The sequence below is a fragment of the Streptomyces varsoviensis genome, from assembly GCF_000718635.1.
GTDB classification, from domain to species: Bacteria; Actinomycetota; Actinomycetes; order Streptomycetales; family Streptomycetaceae; genus Streptomyces; species Streptomyces varsoviensis.
The window spans coordinates 129,392-145,029 of record NZ_JOBF01000022.1 but is presented as its reverse complement, the minus strand read 5'-3'; the positions used below and the strand labels follow the sequence as shown (position 1 = coordinate 145,029).

Annotated in this window: 17 protein-coding genes; all 17 read right to left on the bottom strand. The window is 70.3% G+C overall.

Annotated elements, in window-relative coordinates:
- Window positions 1–102 precede the first annotated feature (102 nt).
- Complete coding sequence (locus tag IF55_RS27415; protein ID WP_030889686.1) at window positions 103–552, bottom strand: DUF2550 domain-containing protein; 450 nt, start codon at window positions 550–552, stop codon at window positions 103–105.
- Window positions 553–708: 156 nt separating this feature from the next.
- The gene (locus tag IF55_RS27410; RefSeq protein WP_030889682.1) at window positions 709–1,086 is read right to left on the bottom strand and encodes a F0F1 ATP synthase subunit epsilon; all 378 of its coding nucleotides are present in this window, start codon (window positions 1,084–1,086) and stop codon (window positions 709–711) included.
- 119 nt (window positions 1,087–1,205) lie between these two features.
- On the bottom strand, window positions 1,206–2,663 hold the full coding sequence (atpD, locus tag IF55_RS27405; RefSeq protein ID WP_030889679.1) for a F0F1 ATP synthase subunit beta: 1,458 nt from the start codon (window positions 2,661–2,663) through the stop codon (window positions 1,206–1,208).
- A 2-nt stretch (window positions 2,664–2,665) separates the two neighbouring features.
- Window positions 2,666–3,598 (bottom strand): F0F1 ATP synthase subunit gamma, encoded by a 933-nt coding sequence (locus IF55_RS27400; protein WP_030889676.1) that lies wholly within the window; start codon window positions 3,596–3,598, stop codon window positions 2,666–2,668.
- A 23-nt stretch (window positions 3,599–3,621) separates the two neighbouring features.
- Window positions 3,622–5,214 carry a F0F1 ATP synthase subunit alpha gene (atpA, locus tag IF55_RS27395; RefSeq protein ID WP_030889674.1) on the bottom strand — a complete coding sequence of 531 codons (1,593 nt, stop codon included), beginning with the start codon at window positions 5,212–5,214 and terminating at the stop codon, window positions 3,622–3,624.
- 148 nt (window positions 5,215–5,362) lie between these two features.
- Entirely contained in the window at window positions 5,363–6,178 is an 816-nt protein-coding gene (locus IF55_RS27390; RefSeq protein WP_030889672.1) for a F0F1 ATP synthase subunit delta, read from the bottom strand.
- 14 nt (window positions 6,179–6,192) lie between these two features.
- Complete coding sequence (locus tag IF55_RS27385) at window positions 6,193–6,747, bottom strand: F0F1 ATP synthase subunit B (protein WP_030889669.1); 555 nt, start codon at window positions 6,745–6,747, stop codon at window positions 6,193–6,195.
- 41 nt (window positions 6,748–6,788) lie between these two features.
- Window positions 6,789–7,031, bottom strand: coding sequence for an ATP synthase subunit c family protein (locus tag IF55_RS27380; RefSeq protein ID WP_030889667.1), 243 nt, complete (start codon window positions 7,029–7,031; stop codon window positions 6,789–6,791).
- 75 nt (window positions 7,032–7,106) lie between these two features.
- Window positions 7,107–7,901: a F0F1 ATP synthase subunit A gene (gene atpB / locus IF55_RS27375; RefSeq protein WP_030889664.1), complete on the bottom strand. Its 795-nt coding sequence runs from the start codon at window positions 7,899–7,901 to the stop codon at window positions 7,107–7,109.
- A gap of 279 nt (window positions 7,902–8,180) precedes the next feature.
- Entirely contained in the window at window positions 8,181–8,618 is a 438-nt protein-coding gene (locus IF55_RS27370; RefSeq protein WP_030889661.1) for a Cg1360 family ATP-synthase-associated protein, read from the bottom strand.
- Between the two features lie 258 nt (window positions 8,619–8,876).
- The gene (locus IF55_RS27365; RefSeq protein WP_078645299.1) at window positions 8,877–10,274 is read right to left on the bottom strand and encodes an MraY family glycosyltransferase; all 1,398 of its coding nucleotides are present in this window, start codon (window positions 10,272–10,274) and stop codon (window positions 8,877–8,879) included.
- Between the two features lie 99 nt (window positions 10,275–10,373).
- Window positions 10,374–11,636 carry a serine hydroxymethyltransferase gene (locus IF55_RS27360; RefSeq protein WP_030889657.1) on the bottom strand — a complete coding sequence of 421 codons (1,263 nt, stop codon included), beginning with the start codon at window positions 11,634–11,636 and terminating at the stop codon, window positions 10,374–10,376.
- 68 nt (window positions 11,637–11,704) lie between these two features.
- Complete coding sequence (locus IF55_RS27355) at window positions 11,705–12,355, bottom strand: arsenate reductase/protein-tyrosine-phosphatase family protein (protein WP_030889656.1); 651 nt, start codon at window positions 12,353–12,355, stop codon at window positions 11,705–11,707.
- Window positions 12,352–12,999, bottom strand: coding sequence for an L-threonylcarbamoyladenylate synthase (locus IF55_RS27350; RefSeq protein ID WP_030889654.1), 648 nt, complete (start codon window positions 12,997–12,999; stop codon window positions 12,352–12,354). The genes IF55_RS27355 and IF55_RS27350 overlap by 4 nt, the downstream gene beginning before the upstream one ends.
- A gap of 52 nt (window positions 13,000–13,051) precedes the next feature.
- Entirely contained in the window at window positions 13,052–13,933 is an 882-nt protein-coding gene (gene prmC, locus IF55_RS27345) for a peptide chain release factor N(5)-glutamine methyltransferase (RefSeq protein WP_048832537.1), read from the bottom strand.
- Window positions 13,934–14,031: 98 nt separating this feature from the next.
- Window positions 14,032–15,111 (bottom strand): peptide chain release factor 1, encoded by a 1,080-nt coding sequence (gene prfA, locus IF55_RS27340; protein ID WP_030889650.1) that lies wholly within the window; start codon window positions 15,109–15,111, stop codon window positions 14,032–14,034.
- A 104-nt stretch (window positions 15,112–15,215) separates the two neighbouring features.
- Complete coding sequence (gene rpmE, locus IF55_RS27335) at window positions 15,216–15,443, bottom strand: 50S ribosomal protein L31 (RefSeq protein WP_030889647.1); 228 nt, start codon at window positions 15,441–15,443, stop codon at window positions 15,216–15,218.
- Between the last annotated feature and the right edge of the window lie 195 nt (window positions 15,444–15,638).

The window sequence follows — 15,638 nt, the reverse complement described above, 5'->3', positions numbered from 1 at the left end:
CCGCGCGTACGGGCGTCCCGCGCGTACGGGCGTCCCGCGCGTACGGGCGTCCCGCGGGTATGGGTCCCGGCCCCGCGGGTGCGGGCGGGCCGCCGCCCCGGTTCAGGCCACGTTGACCCGCTGGCCCGGCGGCGCCGCCTCCAGCCAGGCCAGGAAGCCCGTCAGGGCGTCCTCGCTCATCGCCAGCTCCAGCCGCGTACCGCGGTGCACACAGACCAGGACGACGGCGTCGGAGAGCAGCGCCAGCTCCTCCTCGCCGCGCGGGGTGCGGCGGTCCAGGACCTCGATCGAGGCGCGCTCCAGGACGCGGCGCGGCCGGGGCGCGTACGAGAAGACGCGGAACCACTCGATCCGGTCACCGTTGTAGCGGGCCACCCCGTACACCCAGCCCTTGCCGCTGGGCTCCGGGTCCGCCTCGGTCACATTCCAGCGCAGGGAGCAGTCGAACGTCCCCCCGGAGCGCTGGATGAGCCGTCTGCGCAGCCCGAAGACGAAGAGTCCCACCAGGACCAGCAGGACGACGCTGCCGCTCACGAGCAGAGCGAGGGCCATCTTCACCGACCTCCTCGCGTCATCTAGTCCAACCGCACCTGCATCGCCTCAGCCGCGGACTGCCCTGGAGTGATCCAGTGCCGTCCGCGGCTGAGGATTGTGCGGGTCTCCGGGACACGTCCCGGAACCCACAGTACGTTCTTATGGGCCGTGGGTTCAGTGGACGCCCGCGACCGCGCGCAGCCGGACGTCCGCGCGCCGCTCGGCGGCCGCGTCCGTCTCCGCCTTGGCGCGCTCCAGCGCCCGCTCGGCGCGCTGGACATCGATCTCGTCCGACAGCTCGACGATCTCGGCCAGCAGCGAGAGCTTGTCGTCCGCGAACGAGACGAACCCTCCGTGCACCGCGGCGACGACGGTGCCGCCGTCGCTCGTACGGATGGTCACCGGGCCGGACTCCAGCACACCGAGCAGCGGCTGGTGGCCGGGCATGACGCCGATGTCACCCGATGCGGTGCGCGCGATGACCAGGGTGGCCTCGCCGGACCAGACGCTCCGGTCCGCCGCGACCAGCTCGACGTGCAGCTCAGCAGCCAACGTGGCTCCTCGGGTCTCCACCTGCCGGTTATGGCAGATGTGGGGTCGAATACTACGAATACTAGTGGCCGAGGCGGCCGGGGGCGGCAGGCGCCTGCCCCCGGCCGGTCGGCACGGGGTCAGGAGACGCCCAGCTCCTTGGCGTTGGCCTTCAGGTCCTCCAGGCCACCGCACATGAAGAACGCCTGCTCGGGGAAGTGGTCGTAGTCCCCGTCGCAGATCGCGTTGAACGCGGCGATCGACTCGTCGAGCGAGACATCCGAACCGTCCACGCCGGTGAACTGCTTGGCGACGTGGGTGTTCTGCGACAGGAAGCGCTCCACCCGGCGGGCGCGGAAGACGGTGAGCTTGTCCTCCTCGCCGAGCTCGTCGATGCCGAGGATCGCGATGATGTCCTGGAGGTCCTTGTACTTCTGCAGGATCGTCTTGACGCGCGAGGCGCAGTCGTAGTGGTCCTGCGAGATGTAGCGCGGGTCCAGGATGCGGGACGTCGAGTCCAGCGGGTCCACCGCCGGGTAGATGCCCTTCTCCGAGATCGGACGCGAGAGCACGGTCGTCGCGTCGAGGTGCGCGAAGGTCGTGGCCGGGGCCGGGTCGGTGAGGTCGTCCGCCGGCACGTAGATCGCCTGCATCGAGGTGATCGAGTGGCCGCGGGTCGAGGTGATGCGCTCCTGGAGGAGGCCCATCTCGTCCGCGAGGTTCGGCTGGTAGCCCACCGCGGACGGCATGCGGCCGAGCAGCGTGGACACCTCGGAACCGGCCTGGGTGTACCGGAAGATGTTGTCGATGAAGAAGAGCACGTCCTGCTTCTGCACATCGCGGAAGTACTCCGCCATGGTCAGACCGGCCAGGGCGACGCGGAGCCGGGTCCCCGGCGGCTCGTCCATCTGGCCGAAGACGAGCGCCGTCTTGTCGATGACGCCGGACTCCGTCATCTCCTCGATGAGGTCGTTGCCCTCACGGGTGCGCTCACCGACGCCCGCGAAGACGGAGACACCGTCGTGGTTGTTGGCGACGCGGTAGATCATCTCCTGGATGAGCACCGTCTTGCCGACGCCGGCGCCGCCGAACAGGCCGATCTTGCCGCCCTTGACGTACGGGGTCAGCAGGTCGATGACCTTGACGCCGGTCTCGAACATCTCGGTCTTCGACTCAAGCTGGTCGAAGCCGGGCGCCTTGCGGTGGATCGGCCACCGCTCGGTGATCTCCGACTCCGCCTCGGGCTTGTTCAGGATGGCGCCGAGGGTGTTGAAGACCTTGCCCTTGGTGATGTCGCCGACCGGCACGGTGATGCCCGCGCCGGTGTCGACCACCGTGGCCTGGCGGACCAGGCCGTCGGTGGGCTGCATCGAGATCGCGCGGACCAGGCCCTCGCCCAGGTGCTGGGCGACCTCAAGGGTCAGCGTCTTGCGCTTGCCCCCCTCGGCCGGGTCGTCGACCTCTACGTGCAGCGCGTTGTAGATCTCCGGCATCGCGTCGACGGGGAACTCCACGTCGACGACCGGCCCGATGACCCGCGCGACGCGGCCCGTGGCGGCCACGCCGGCCGCTGCGGCCGTCTCAACAGTGGTGGTCATGGTTATCGGTCACTCCCCGCGGTCGCGTCGGCCATGGCGCTCGCACCGCCGACGATCTCGCTGATTTCCTGGGTGATTTCGGCCTGGCGGGCCGCGTTGGCAAGCCGCGAGAGCGTCTTGATGAGCTCTCCGGCGTTGTCGGTAGCCGACTTCATCGCGCGGCGGGTGGCGGCGTGCTTGGAGGCGGCCGACTGCAGCAGTGCGTTGTAGATGCGGCTCTCGACGTACCGCGGCAGCAGGGCGTCGAGAACGCCCTCCGCCGACGGCTCGAAGTCGTAGAGCGGAAGGATCTCGTCCTTGGCGGCCGCGGCGCCGTCCGACGCCTCGGCCCCGCCCCCGGCGAGGGTCAGCGGCAGCAGCCGGTCGTCCACCGGCCGCTGCGTCATCATCGACACGAACTCCGTGAAGACGATGTGGAGTTCGTCCACGCCGCCCTCGGCGGTGTCCTGCTGTACGGCCTCGATCAGCGGTGCCGCGACCATCTTGGCGTCCGCGTACGTCGGGCTGTCGGTGAAGCCGGTCCACGACTGGGCGACCGCACGCTCCCGGAACTCGTAGTACGAGACACCCTTGCGGCCGATGATGTAGGTCATGACCTCCTTGCCCTCCGAGCGCAGCCGCTCGGTGAGCTTGTCCGCCGCCTTGATGGCGTTGGACGAGTAGCCGCCGGCCAGCCCGCGGTCGCTCGTGATGAGCAGCACCGCGGCCCGTACCGGATTCGCCACCTCGGTGGTCAGGGCGTGCTTGGTCTTCGAGCCGGTGGCCACCGCCGTCACCGCGCGGGTGAGCTCACTCGCGTACGGCGTCGATGCCGCCACCTGGCGCTGCGCCTTGACGATGCGCGAGGCGGCGATCATCTCCATCGCCTTGGTGATCTTCTTGGTCGCGGTGACGGAGCGGATGCGACGCTTGTAGACCCGGAGCTGGGCTCCCATGGATCAGGTCCCTTCCGTCGTCGTCACTTCGAGGTACCGGCCGGGGCGTCGTCACCGAGAAGATCGCCGCTCGAGGTCTCGAACTGCTTCTTGAAGGTGGCGACGGCGTCGGCGAGCGCCTGAATGGTGTCGTCGGACATCTTCGCGCCCTCGACGATGCTGTTCATGAGGCCCTTGTGCTCACGGCCCATGTAGTCGAGCAGCTCGCGCTCGAAGCGCTGGATGTCCTCGACCGGCACATCGTCCATCCGGCCGGTGGTGCCGGCCCAGACGGAGACGATCTGGTCCTCGATCGCGTACGGCGCGTACTGACCCTGCTTGAGCAGCTCGGTCATCCGCTTGCCGCGCTCCAACTGGGCCTTGGAGGCCGCGTCCAGGTCGGAGCCGAAGGCGGCGAACGCCTCCAGCTCGCGGAACTGGGCGAGGTCCACGCGGAGCCGGCCGGAGACCTGGCGCATCGCCTTGTGCTGGGCGGAGCCGCCGACGCGGGAGACCGAGATACCGACGTTCAGCGCCGGCCGCTGGCCCGCGTTGAACAGGTCGGACTCCAGGAAGCACTGGCCGTCGGTGATGGAGATGACGTTGGTCGGGATGAACGCCGAGACGTCGTTGGCCTTGGTCTCGACGATCGGCAGACCGGTCATCGAGCCCGCGCCCATGTCGTCGGAGAGCTTCGCGCAGCGCTCCAGCAGACGGGAGTGCAGGTAGAAGACGTCACCCGGGTACGCCTCGCGGCCCGGCGGGCGGCGCAGCAGCAGCGAGACGGCGCGGTAGGCGTCGGCCTGCTTCGACAGGTCGTCGAAGACGATCAGGACGTGCTTGCCCTGGTACATCCAGTGCTGGCCGATGGCCGAGCCGGTGTACGGGGCGATGTACTTGAAGCCGGCCGGGTCGGACGCCGGAGCCGCGACGATCGTCGTGTACTCCAGGGCGCCGGCCTCCTCCAGCGCGCCGCGCACGGACGCGATGGTGGAGCCCTTCTGACCGACGGCGACGTAGATGCAGCGGACCTGCTTCTTCGGGTCGCCGGAACGCCAGTTGTCGCGCTGGTTGATGATCGTGTCGACGGCCAGGGCGGTCTTGCCCGTCTGGCGGTCGCCGATGATCAGCTGACGCTGGCCGCGGCCGATCGGCACCATCGAGTCGACGGCCTTGAGGCCGGTCTGCATCGGCTCGTGCACGGACTTGCGGACCATGACGCCGGGCGCCTGGAGCTCCAGGGCGCGGCGGCCTTCCGTCTCGATCTCGCCGAGGCCGTCGATCGGGTTGCCGAGCGGGTCGACGACGCGGCCGAGGTAGCCCTCGCCCACCGCGACGGAGAGCACCTCACCGGTGCGCTGCACCGGCTGGCCCTCCTCGATGCCGCTGAACTCGCCGAGGACGACGGCACCGATCTCGCGCTCCTCAAGGTTGAGGGCGAGGCCGAGGGTGCCGTCCTCGAACTTCAGCAGTTCGTTCGCCATGGCCGAGGGAAGACCCTCGACCTTCGCGATGCCGTCGCCGGCAACGCTGACCGTACCGACCTCCTCGCGCGAGGCCGCGTCCGGCTTGTACGCCTGGACAAAGTTCTCCAGCGCGTCCCGGATCTCCTCCGGCCGGATCGTGAGCTCCGCCATCTGGGTTCCCTGCTCTCCTTGTTGGGCCCGAAGTTTCTTGCGGGGCCGGGGGGCCGAGCGGCGTGCGCCGCTCCTGTCACGGCCCCCTGGTTTTTCCGCTACGGCCCAACTCGGGCCGCGGTCTTGCTCTTGAGTTGGTGGTGGCCGGTCAGCCGGCCATCCGCCGGGTCGCCTCTTCGAGGCGGTCCGCGATGGTCCCGTTGACGATCTCGTCGCCCACGCGCACCGACACCCCGCCGAGGACCTCGGGGTCCACATCGAGGTTGAGGTGCACCTGCCGCCCGTACAGCCTGGCCAGCGCGGCGCCCAGGCGCTGCTTCTGCCCGTCGCTCAGCGGCACCGCGGAGCGAACCTCGGCGACCATGCGGTCGCGCCGTTCCGCGGCCAGCTTGGAGAGGGCGGTGAGCCCTCCCTCCAGGCTACGGCCTCGCGGCTGGGCGACAAGGCGGACGACCAGCCGCTCGGTGACCTGGTGCGCCCGGCCGCCGAGCAGGCTGCGCAGCAGCTCCGCCTTGGCCGTGGTGGTGGCCACCCGGTCGGTCAGCGCGGCCCGCAGCTCGGTCGAGGAGGAGACGATCCGGCCGAACCGGAAGATCTCGTCCTCGACGGCGTCGAGGGCGCCGGCCCGCTGCGCCGCGATGAGGTCGGCGGAGGACGCCAGCTCCTCGATCGAGTCGACCAGGTCGCGCGAGCGCGACCAGCGGGAGCGGACCATGCCGGAGACCAGGTCGGCGGCCTCGCCGCTCACCTGGCCGCCGAGCAGCCGGCCCGCCAGCTCGGCCTTGGACTCGCCGCTCTGCGCCGGGTCGGTCAGGACCCGGCGCAGCGACACCTCGCGGTCGAGCAGCGCGGTGACGGCGGCCAGGTCCTCGGCGAGCTTCGCCGCGTCGACGGACGTGTTGTCCGCCAGCGCGTCGAGGCGCTCACGCGCGGTGCCCAGTGCCTCACGGCTCGCGCCGTGCATCTCCGTCGCAGCCGTCATCGCTTGGCCTCGGCCGTCGCTGCGGTCTCCTCAAGTCCGTCGAGGAAGCGGTCGATGGTGCGGCTCTGCCGGGCGCTGTCCTCAAGGGACTCGCCGACGAGCTTGCTCGCCAGGTCGGTGGCGAGCTTGCCCACGTCCTGGCGGAGCGAGGCCGCCGCGGCCTTGCGGTCGGCGGCGATCTGGGCGTGGCCGGCAGCGATGATCTCCTCGCGCTGCCGCTGGCCCTCGGCCCTCATCTCGGCGATGAGTGCGACGCCCTGTTCCTGCGCCTCCTGGCGCATCCGCGCGGCCTCGTGGCGGGCGTCGGCGAGCTGGGCCCGGTAGTCCTCAAGGACCTGCTGAGCCTCGGCCTCGGCGGCCTCGGCCTTCTCCATGCCGCCCTCGATGGCCTCACGGCGCTCGTCCAGAACCTTGTTGATGTTCGGGAGGAGCTTCTTGGCGAGGAAGCCGAAGACGATGAAAAAGGCGATAAGGCCGATGACGAGCTCTGGGATCGGCGGGATGAGGGGGTTTTCCGCCTCCTCGGCCGCCATCTGTACCAGGGCGTTCACATCAATGCCTTTCGTCAAGAACTGCTGTCGGTACGCCTGGATCAGATGCCGTAGACGAACGGCAGCACGATGCCGATCAGGGCGAGCGCCTCACAGAAGGCGAAACCCATGATCTGGTTGGCGCGGATCAGGCCGGCCGCCTCGGGCTGACGGGCGAGGGCCGAGGTGCCGTTGCCGAAGATGATGCCGACGCCGACGCCGGGGCCGATGGCCGCGAGGCCGTAGCCGATGGAGCCGAGGGAGCCGTGGACGCCTTCGGCGGCAAGGGTCTGGAGAGCGGACATGCCGGTTCTTCCTTCTTTTCATGGGCCGGTGGGGGTTGGCCACCGGACGTCAATTGGTCTGGACGGGCAGGGGGCTCAGTGGTGCTCGGCGAGCGCGCCCTGCACGTAGGTGCAGGCCAGGAGGACGAAGATGTACGCCTGGACGGCCTGGATGAACAGCTCGAAGGCGGTCATCAGGATGGTCATCACGAACGAGACGCCGGAGTACGCGATGCCGATGCCGTTCAGCATGTACCAGCTCGCGATGGTGAACATGAGGATCAGCAGGTGTCCGGCAAACATGTTCGCGAAGAGTCGGACCGCGTGGGTGAACGGCCGGACCAGCACGTTCGAGAAGAACTCCAGGAACACGATCATGGGGAGGATCGGGCCCAGCGACTTGTCGTAGCCGGTGATGTTCTTCAGACCGCCGACGAAGCCGTGCTTCTTGAACGTCAGGTACATCCAGAGGACGTAGACGATCAGGGCGAGCCCCGCCGGGAAGGCGATGATCGACGTCACGGGGAACTGGGCGACCGGAATGATCGACCACAGGTTCATGATCCAGACGAAGAAGAACAGCGAGACCATGAAGGGGACGTACTTGTCGCCCACCTTCTTGCCGAGGGACTCGTAGACGATGCTCTTGCGCACGAAGTCGTAGCCGGACTCGCCGATCATCTGGAGCTTGCCCGGAACCACCTTGGCCCGGCCGAAAGCCGCCCAGAAGAACCCGATGATGACGACCGTGCTCAACAACGCCAGCAGCATTGGCTTGTTGACGTCATAGCCGCCGACGGTGAAGAGCGGTTCGAACATGAACGAGTGGAGGCCCGGAGCGGGAAAGCCACACCCGTCGAAGAGGTGGCAATCGGTCTCGAAGGCGAGCATCTGGTCAGCACTCACCGCGAGCTCCTTCAGCGTGGCGCATAGGTACGGCAACCTCGTTGTGTCGGCGCGGCGCACAGCCACGGAGCGGCACTGGACTGGTCTTACGGAATTGGGGGCGGCTGGTCGGCGCGGAGCCGAATGGCTCAGCAGGCATCAGCCGCATGGACTGCCGATTCCGTCCCTGGAAACTCGGGGGTTCGGCGGCCTGCGCGTGCTGTGCCTCAGATGGCACCGGACCATAGCAGGTGAGCGTGGCGGTGTTTATCGCGGCCCTACCGGTCATGACGGAGACCCGGCGGGCGCGGACTTCTTCGCGTCGGCGGGTTCCGGTTCCACGTAGAGAATCTTGGCCTTCAGGTGGGCGCGCGTCTGCGCGGCAATCCACACCAAAGTCACAACAAGCAGGGTCAGCCCGAACGCCTTGGTGTTGAACAGCGTCGTGTGTTTGAACACCGCGAGGAAGATCCCGACCAACAGGAACTGCGTCGCGTACAGCATCAGGCCCATGGCCTGGAAGAGGTGCGGGAGTTGTCGCGCGGTCCGCTGAAGGACGTAGTACCCCATCGCCATGATGCAGACCGACAGCAGCGTGCCGACGACTGACCCGATCGCGCCCTTGCCGCCGGCCAGGGCGGCGCTGACCACCGCGGCGACGCCGCCGGTGATGGCGGCCGGCACAGCGCAGAGCAGGAGTGTTCGGGCGTCGTTGGACTGCATGAAGGGTTTCTCCGGCGGGAGTCGGAAGCAACGATTCGTCGTGGACGAGCGTATCCCCGGAGGTGAGAGGACCTCGCGACCAAAGACCGCACGCACTACGGTCCTTCGGCTCTAGCACCGGGTTTAGTGAACGGTATCACAAACTATTTGATGAGGTCTTTACCTACATCGTGTGCTGCCCATCACACGGGAGAGTTAATCCCGGCATGTTCACCGGACAGGACGGCCATTGTCTGGTATACGGCGGACTGCACCAAATCAGCGGTGGCTGCTGATCTTCCTGGTATGAGTGAACCGGGACCGGTCGCCGACGGCCGTCGCGCCGTTCACCCCGGACGGCACCGGGTCCCGTTCCGCTTCCGCTTCCGCCCCAGAGGCGCCCTCGGCGGCCGTACGGGCCTGAGCCCCGGCCCCCGGGCCCCCGGCGGCCGCCGCGGCCTTGGCGGCCCGCTTGCGCGCCGTCAGCTCCAGGAAGGCCCGGCGGCGGTAGCGCGGCGGCACCAGGCGCTGCGCCCACAGCGGCGCGCGCGGCGTGAAGCGCGGCAGCAGCAGGAGGACCAGCCCGACGGCGCTGAGCAGCACGATCAACAGCACGATCCACATGCTGGCGGAGTTCACCGAGTAGGCGACCGCGCCGAAGGCGATCAGCCCGGACCAGAAGTACATGATCAGCACGGCGCGGCTGTGCGAGTGGCCGATCTCCAGCAGCCGGTGGTGCAGGTGGCCGCGGTCGGCCGCGAACGGCGACTGGCCGTTCCAGGTGCGCCGCACGATGGCCAGGATCAGGTCGGCGACCGGCACCATCACGACGGTCAGCGGCAGCAGCAGCGGGATGTAGACCGGCACCGTGCCGTGCACCGCGGCCCGCTCCGAGCCCGCGAACAGCCGCATCGCGTCCGGGTCCACCTGGCCGGTGATGGAGATCGCGCCCGCCGCCAGCACCAGCCCGATCAGCATCGACCCGGAGTCGCCCATGAAGATCCGCGCCGGGTGCATGTTGTGCGGCAGGAAGCCCAGGCACATGCCCATCAGGATCGCGGCGAACAGGGTGGCCGGGGCCGCCGCCTCGATGCCGTAGCCGAACCAGATCCGGTACGCGTACATGAAGAACGCGGCCGAGGCGATGCACACCATCCCGGCGGCCAACCCGTCCAGCCCATCGACGAAGTTGACGGCGTTGATGGTGAGCACGACCAGGGCGACCGTCAGCAGCGTGCCCTGCATCGGGGTCAGCGCGACCGTGCCGACGCCGGGCACCGGAATCCACAGGATGGTCAGGCCCTGCAGCACCATCACGCCCGCGGCGATCATCTGCCCGCCGAGCTTGACCAGCGCGTCCACGCCGAACTTGTCGTCCAGCACGCCCAGCAGCCAGATCAGCCCCGCCCCCGACAGCAGCGCCCGCGGCTCGTTCGACAGCTCGAAGACGCCCTTGAGGTTCTGCAAGTGGGCCGCGACCAGCAGCCCGGCGCACAGCCCGCCGAACATCGCGATCCCGCCGAGCCGCGGCGTCGGTTCGCGGTGCACGTCACGCGCGCGGATCTCCGGCACGGCGCCGGCCATCATCGCGAACTTCCGCACCGGTCCCGTCAGCAGATAGGTGACCGCGGCGGTGACGCACAGCGTCAGCAGGTATTCACGCACAGGCTGCCCCAGAGGTTTCGCTGGCCATCACAGCCCCACACCATATTCGCGTCCGCCCCCGAACAGTGAATGCGGCCCGGGACGTGCCTCGTTGGGGGATGGTTCCAGCCCTTAGCTGTGATCGGGATAAGGAGGGAATCTTCCGGCCAATTCCGCCACTTCCGCACGGGCCCCCGTCTCCTGCCGCAGCGCCGCCCCCACCAGCGCGCCGACACGCGCCATCTCCGGCTCCTCCATCCCCTGCGTGGAGACGGCCGCGCTGCCCACCCTGAGGCCCCTGGCGCGCCCGTCGGCGCACGGGAGACCGCAGGTGTCCACGGTGATCCCGCAGGCCGCCAGGCGGCCGCCGGCGGTCCGCGCGTCGATGCCCAGCGGCGCGACGTCCGCGGTGACCAGATGGGTGTCCGTGCCGCCCGTGCTCACCGCGAGCCCCTCGGCCGCCAGCGCCGCCGCCAGCACCCGCGCGTTCGCCACGCACTGGTGCGCGTACGCCGTGAAGGCCGGGGTCGCGGCCTCGCCGAAGGCCACCGCCTTCGCCGCGACCGTATGCATCTGCGCGCCGCCCTGCGTGAACGGGAAGACCGCCCGGTCGATGCGGTCCGCCAGCTCCGCGGTGCACAGGATCAGCCCGCCGCGCGGCCCCCGCAGCACCTTGTGCGTCGTCGCGCACACCACGTCCGCGTACGGCACGGGGCTGGGCGCCGCTCCCCCCGCGACCAGGCCGATCGGGTGCGCGGCGTCCGCGATCAGATACGCGCCGGCCTCGTCGGCGATCTCCCGGAAGGCCGCGTAGTCCACATGGCGCGAGTACGAGATCGAGCCGCAGACGATCGCCTTGGGGCGGTGCGTACGGGCCAGCTCGCGCACCTGCCCGTAATCGATCAGCCCGGTCTCCGGCGCGACCCCGTAGCCGACGAAGTCGAACCAGCGGCCGGAGAAGTTGGCGGGCGACCCGTGCGTGAGGTGCCCGCCCTGCGGGAGCGCCATGGCCAGCACCGTGTCGCCGGGGCGCAGCAGCGCCGCGTAGGCGGCGAGGACGGCGGAGGAGCCGGAGTGCGGCTGGACATTGGCGTGCGCGGCGCCGAAGAGCGACTTGGCGCGGTCGATCGCGATCCGCTCGGCGAGGTCCACCAGCTCGCAGCCGCCGTGGTGGCGGGCGCCCGGATAGCCCTCCGCGTACTTGTTGGCGAGCGGCGAGCCGAGGGCGGCCAGGACGGCGGGCGAGGTGAAGTTCTCGGCGGCGATGAGCTGGAGCCCGGCGGACTGCCGGACGAGCTCGGCGAGGAGCAGCCCCGCCAGCTCCGGGTCCTCGCGGCGCAGCGCGTCGAAGTCGGGGCCCCAGTGGGTGTGGGGTGCTGCTGCGGCGACCGGCATGGCACTGGCTCCGGACCTTGAGGGGTGGTCTCCCCAATGTAGGCCCGGTCCCCGGCGCCCGCAGCCGGTCAGGTCCGGGTGGGGACCCCGGTGAGGGCGGTGACGACCGGGTCCAGGGCCTGGTTGATCTCGTCGCCGATGGAGCGGAAGAAGGTGATGGGGGCGCCGTACGGGTCGTGGACCTCGTCGGCCTCGGCGTTCGGGGCCAGCAGCCAGCCGCGCAGCGCGGCGGCGGCCTGCACCAGCGCCCGGGCGCGGCCGACGACGCCGCCGTGCACGGGGTCGGGCAGCGTGGCGGGGTCTATGGCCCGTACGAGCCGGGTGAACTCCTTGAGCGTGAAGGTGCGCAGCCCCGCCGAGTGGCCCATCGAGATGACCTGGGCGCGGTGGTCGCGGGTGGCGGTCAGCACCAGGTCGGCGCGGATGACGTGCTCGTCGAGCAGCTCACGGCCGATGAAGCCGTCCGGGTCGGCCCCGAAGTCGGCGAGCACGGTCGCGGCGTGCGCCTCCATGGGCGCGCCCTCGTGGCCCCAGGTGCCGGCGCTCTCCACGACGAGGCCGCCGGCGAAGGGGTCGCCGAGCCGGTCGGTGAGGGCATAGCGGGTCAGCCGCTCGGTGATGGGCGAGCGGCAGACGTTGCCGGTGCTGACGTGGAGGATGCGGAAGGTGTCGGCGGTGAGGTCCGGTCCCGCTATGCCACGCCCCTGCGGGGCGATCAATTGGCCACCTCAAGATCGGGTACGACCTCGCGGAGCTGCTCGGCGCTGAGCGCGCCCGCCCGCAGCAGCACCGGGGTGCCGCGGGTGACATCGACGATGGAGGACGGCACGGCGGCCGGGGTGGGCCCGCCGTCGAGGTAGACGGAGACGGCGTCGCCGAGCATCTCCTGGGCCGCGTCGCAGTCCTGCGGGGAGGGGTGGCCGGTCAGGTTGGCGCTGGAGACGGCCATCGGGCCGAACTCGGTGAGCAGCTCGATGGCGACGGGGTGCAGCGGCATCCGGACCGCCACCGTGCCGCGGGTCTCCCCCAGGTCCCAGGTGAGCGACGGCTGGTGGTTGGCGACGATGGTCAGCGCGCCGGGCCAGAACGCGTCGACGAGCTCCCACGCCTGTTCGGAGAAGTCGGTGACGAGCCCGTGCAGGGTGTTCGGCGAGCCGACGAGGACGGGCGAGGGCATGGTCCGGCCGCGCCCCTTGGCCTCCAGCAGGTCGCCGACGGCCTCGGCGCTGAAGGCGTCCGCGCCGATGCCGTAGACGGTGTCGGTGGGCAGCACGACCAGTTCGCCGCGGCGGACCGCCGCCGTCGCCTCGCGCAGGCCGGTCTTGCGGTCGGTCGCGTCGCTGCAGTCGTATCGCCGTGCCATCACATCTCCTTCGCGAAGCGGTTACTGGGGTCGAGCGTGCGGGGTGCCGCGGTCACGGGGTCGCCCTGCGGGCCGTCGCGAACCGCGGGCGGTTGTTGAGATCGGGATGGTCGGCGGCGTCCGCCCAGCCGCGCTCCTCGGTGAAGATCCACGGCACCTGGCCGCCCTGGGTGTCGGCGTGCTCGATCACCACGACGCCGCCGGGGCGCAGCAGCCGGTGGGCGGTCCGCTCGATGCCCCGGATGGTGTCCAGGCCGTCCTCGCCGGAGAACAGCGCGAGCTCGGGGTCGTGGTCGCGGGCCTCCGGCGCGACGTACTCCCACTCGGTCAGCGGGATGTACGGCGGGTTGCTGACGAGCAGGTCGACCTGGCCGTCGAGCTCGGGCAGCGCGGTCAGCGCGTTCCCGTGGTGGAGAACGACGCGGGACCCCTCGACGTTCTTGCGGGCCCATGTCAGGGCGGCCTCGTCGAGCTCGACGGCGTGCACGCGCGAGCGCGGCACCTCCTGGGCGAGGGCGAGGGCGATGGCGCCGGAGCCGGTGCACAGGTCGACGATCAGCGGCTCGACGACGTCCATGGCGCGGACGGCGTCTATGGCCCAGCCGACGACCGACTCGGTCTCCGGGCGGGGCACGAACACCCCCGGGCCCACCTGGAGTTCGAGATAGCGGAAGAAGGCGCGGCCGGTGATGTGCTGGAGGGGTTCGCGGGCCTCGCGGCGGGCGACGGCCTCCCAGTAGCGGGCGTCGAAGTCGGCGTCGGCGACGTTGTGCAGCTCGCCGCGTTTGACGCCGTGCACGAACGCGGCGAGCTCCTCGGCGTCGAAGCGGGGCGAGGGGACGCCCGCGTCGGCCAGCCGCTGGGTGGCCTGGGCCACCTCGGCGAGCAGCACGGATCGGGGGTGCGGGGGTCGCCCCCCGGCGGATTGCTGCACGCTGTTCCTCCGGCTTGCGAACTTGCGAGAACGTTGGGACGGGACTGCTCGGGGCCGCGGGCCCCTGGGCCGCACAGGGCCCGCGGGGCCCCGGGAGCCTACTGGGCGGCCGCCAGCTTGGCCGCCGAGTCGGCGTCGACGCACGCCTGGATCACGGGGTCCAGTTCGCCGTCGAGGACCTGGTCCAAGTTGTACGCCTTGAAGCCGACCCGGTGGTCGGAGATGCGGTTTTCCGGGAAGTTGTACGTCCGGATGCGCTCGGACCGGTCCACCGTACGGACCTGGCTGCGCCGCGCGTCGGACGCCTCGCGCTCGGCCTCCTCCTGGGCGGCGGCCAGCAGCCGCGAGCGCAGGATGCGCAGCGCCTGCTCCTTGTTCTGGAGCTGGCTCTTCTCGTTCTGGCAGGAGACGACGATGCCGGTGGGCAAGTGGGTGATGCGCACGGCGGAGTCGGTGGTGTTGACGGACTGGCCGCCGGGGCCGGAGGAGCGGTAGACGTCGACGCGCAGGTCGTTGGGGCCGATCTCGACCTCGACCTCCTCCGCCTCCGGGGTGACGAGCACGCCCGCGGCGGAGGTGTGGATGCGGCCCTGCGACTCGGTGGCGGGCACCCGCTGCACGCGGTGCACCCCGCCCTCGTACTTCAGGCGCGCCCAGACGCCCTGACCGGGCTCGGTGGCGCCGCCACCGCCCTTGGTCTTCACCGCCACCTGTACGTCCTTGTAGCCGCCGAGATCGGACTCGTTGGCCTCCAGGATCTCGGTCTTCCAGCCGACGCGCTCGGCGTAGCGCAGGTACATCCGCAGCAGGTCGCCGGCGAACAGCGCGGACTCCTCGCCGCCCTCGCCGGCCTTGACCTCCAGGATCACGTCCTTGTCGTCGCTGGGGTCGCGCGGGACCAGCAGCAGCCGCAGCCTCTCGGTCAGCTCCTCGCGCTGCCGCTCCAGCTCCTTGACCTCGGCGGCGAAGTCGGGGTCGTCCTGGGCCAGCTCGCGAGCGGTCTCGATGTCGTCGCCGGTCCCCTTCCAGGCGCGGTAGGCGCCGATGATCGGGGTCAGCTCGGCGTAGCGCTTGTTGAGCTTGCGGGCGTTGGCCTGGTCCGCGTGGACGGCGGGGTCGGCGAGCCGCTTTTCGAGGTCGGCGTGTTCGCCGATCAGTTCCTCGACTGCCTCGAACATCAAGTTTCCCTAGCTGGAAGTGACGGGGCCTGCTGGACGACAAAGCGCCGGTCCGGTCGCCCCTCGTTGTCGAGAGGCGACCGAGGACCGGCGCCTGCGGGTCGCTACTTCTTGGCGGACCCGGCGTTCTTGCCGAAGCGGGCCTCGAACCGCGCCACCCGGCCACCGGTGTCGAGGATCTTCTGCTTGCCCGTGTAGAACGGGTGGCACTCGGAGCAGATGTCGGCACGGATGGTGCCGCCGGTCACCGCGGTGCTGCGCGTGGTGAAGGAGGCGCCGCAGGTGCAGCTCACCTGGGTCTCGATGTACTCGGGGTGGATGTCGCGCTTCAAGGGGAACTCCTAAGGTTCGGGAGGGCGCCGGGTCGTAGAGGCGGGATTGCCTTACGTGAACCGGGGCCAGCGGACCAGTTTGCCAGTACTGCCCGCATACCCCAAAACCGGGGGGCGGTGCCGGATATTCCCGGGGCCCGGCGGGGCGGCGGACAGGGCCGTACGGCCGCGCCGCGGGTACGGAGCGCAGGCGGG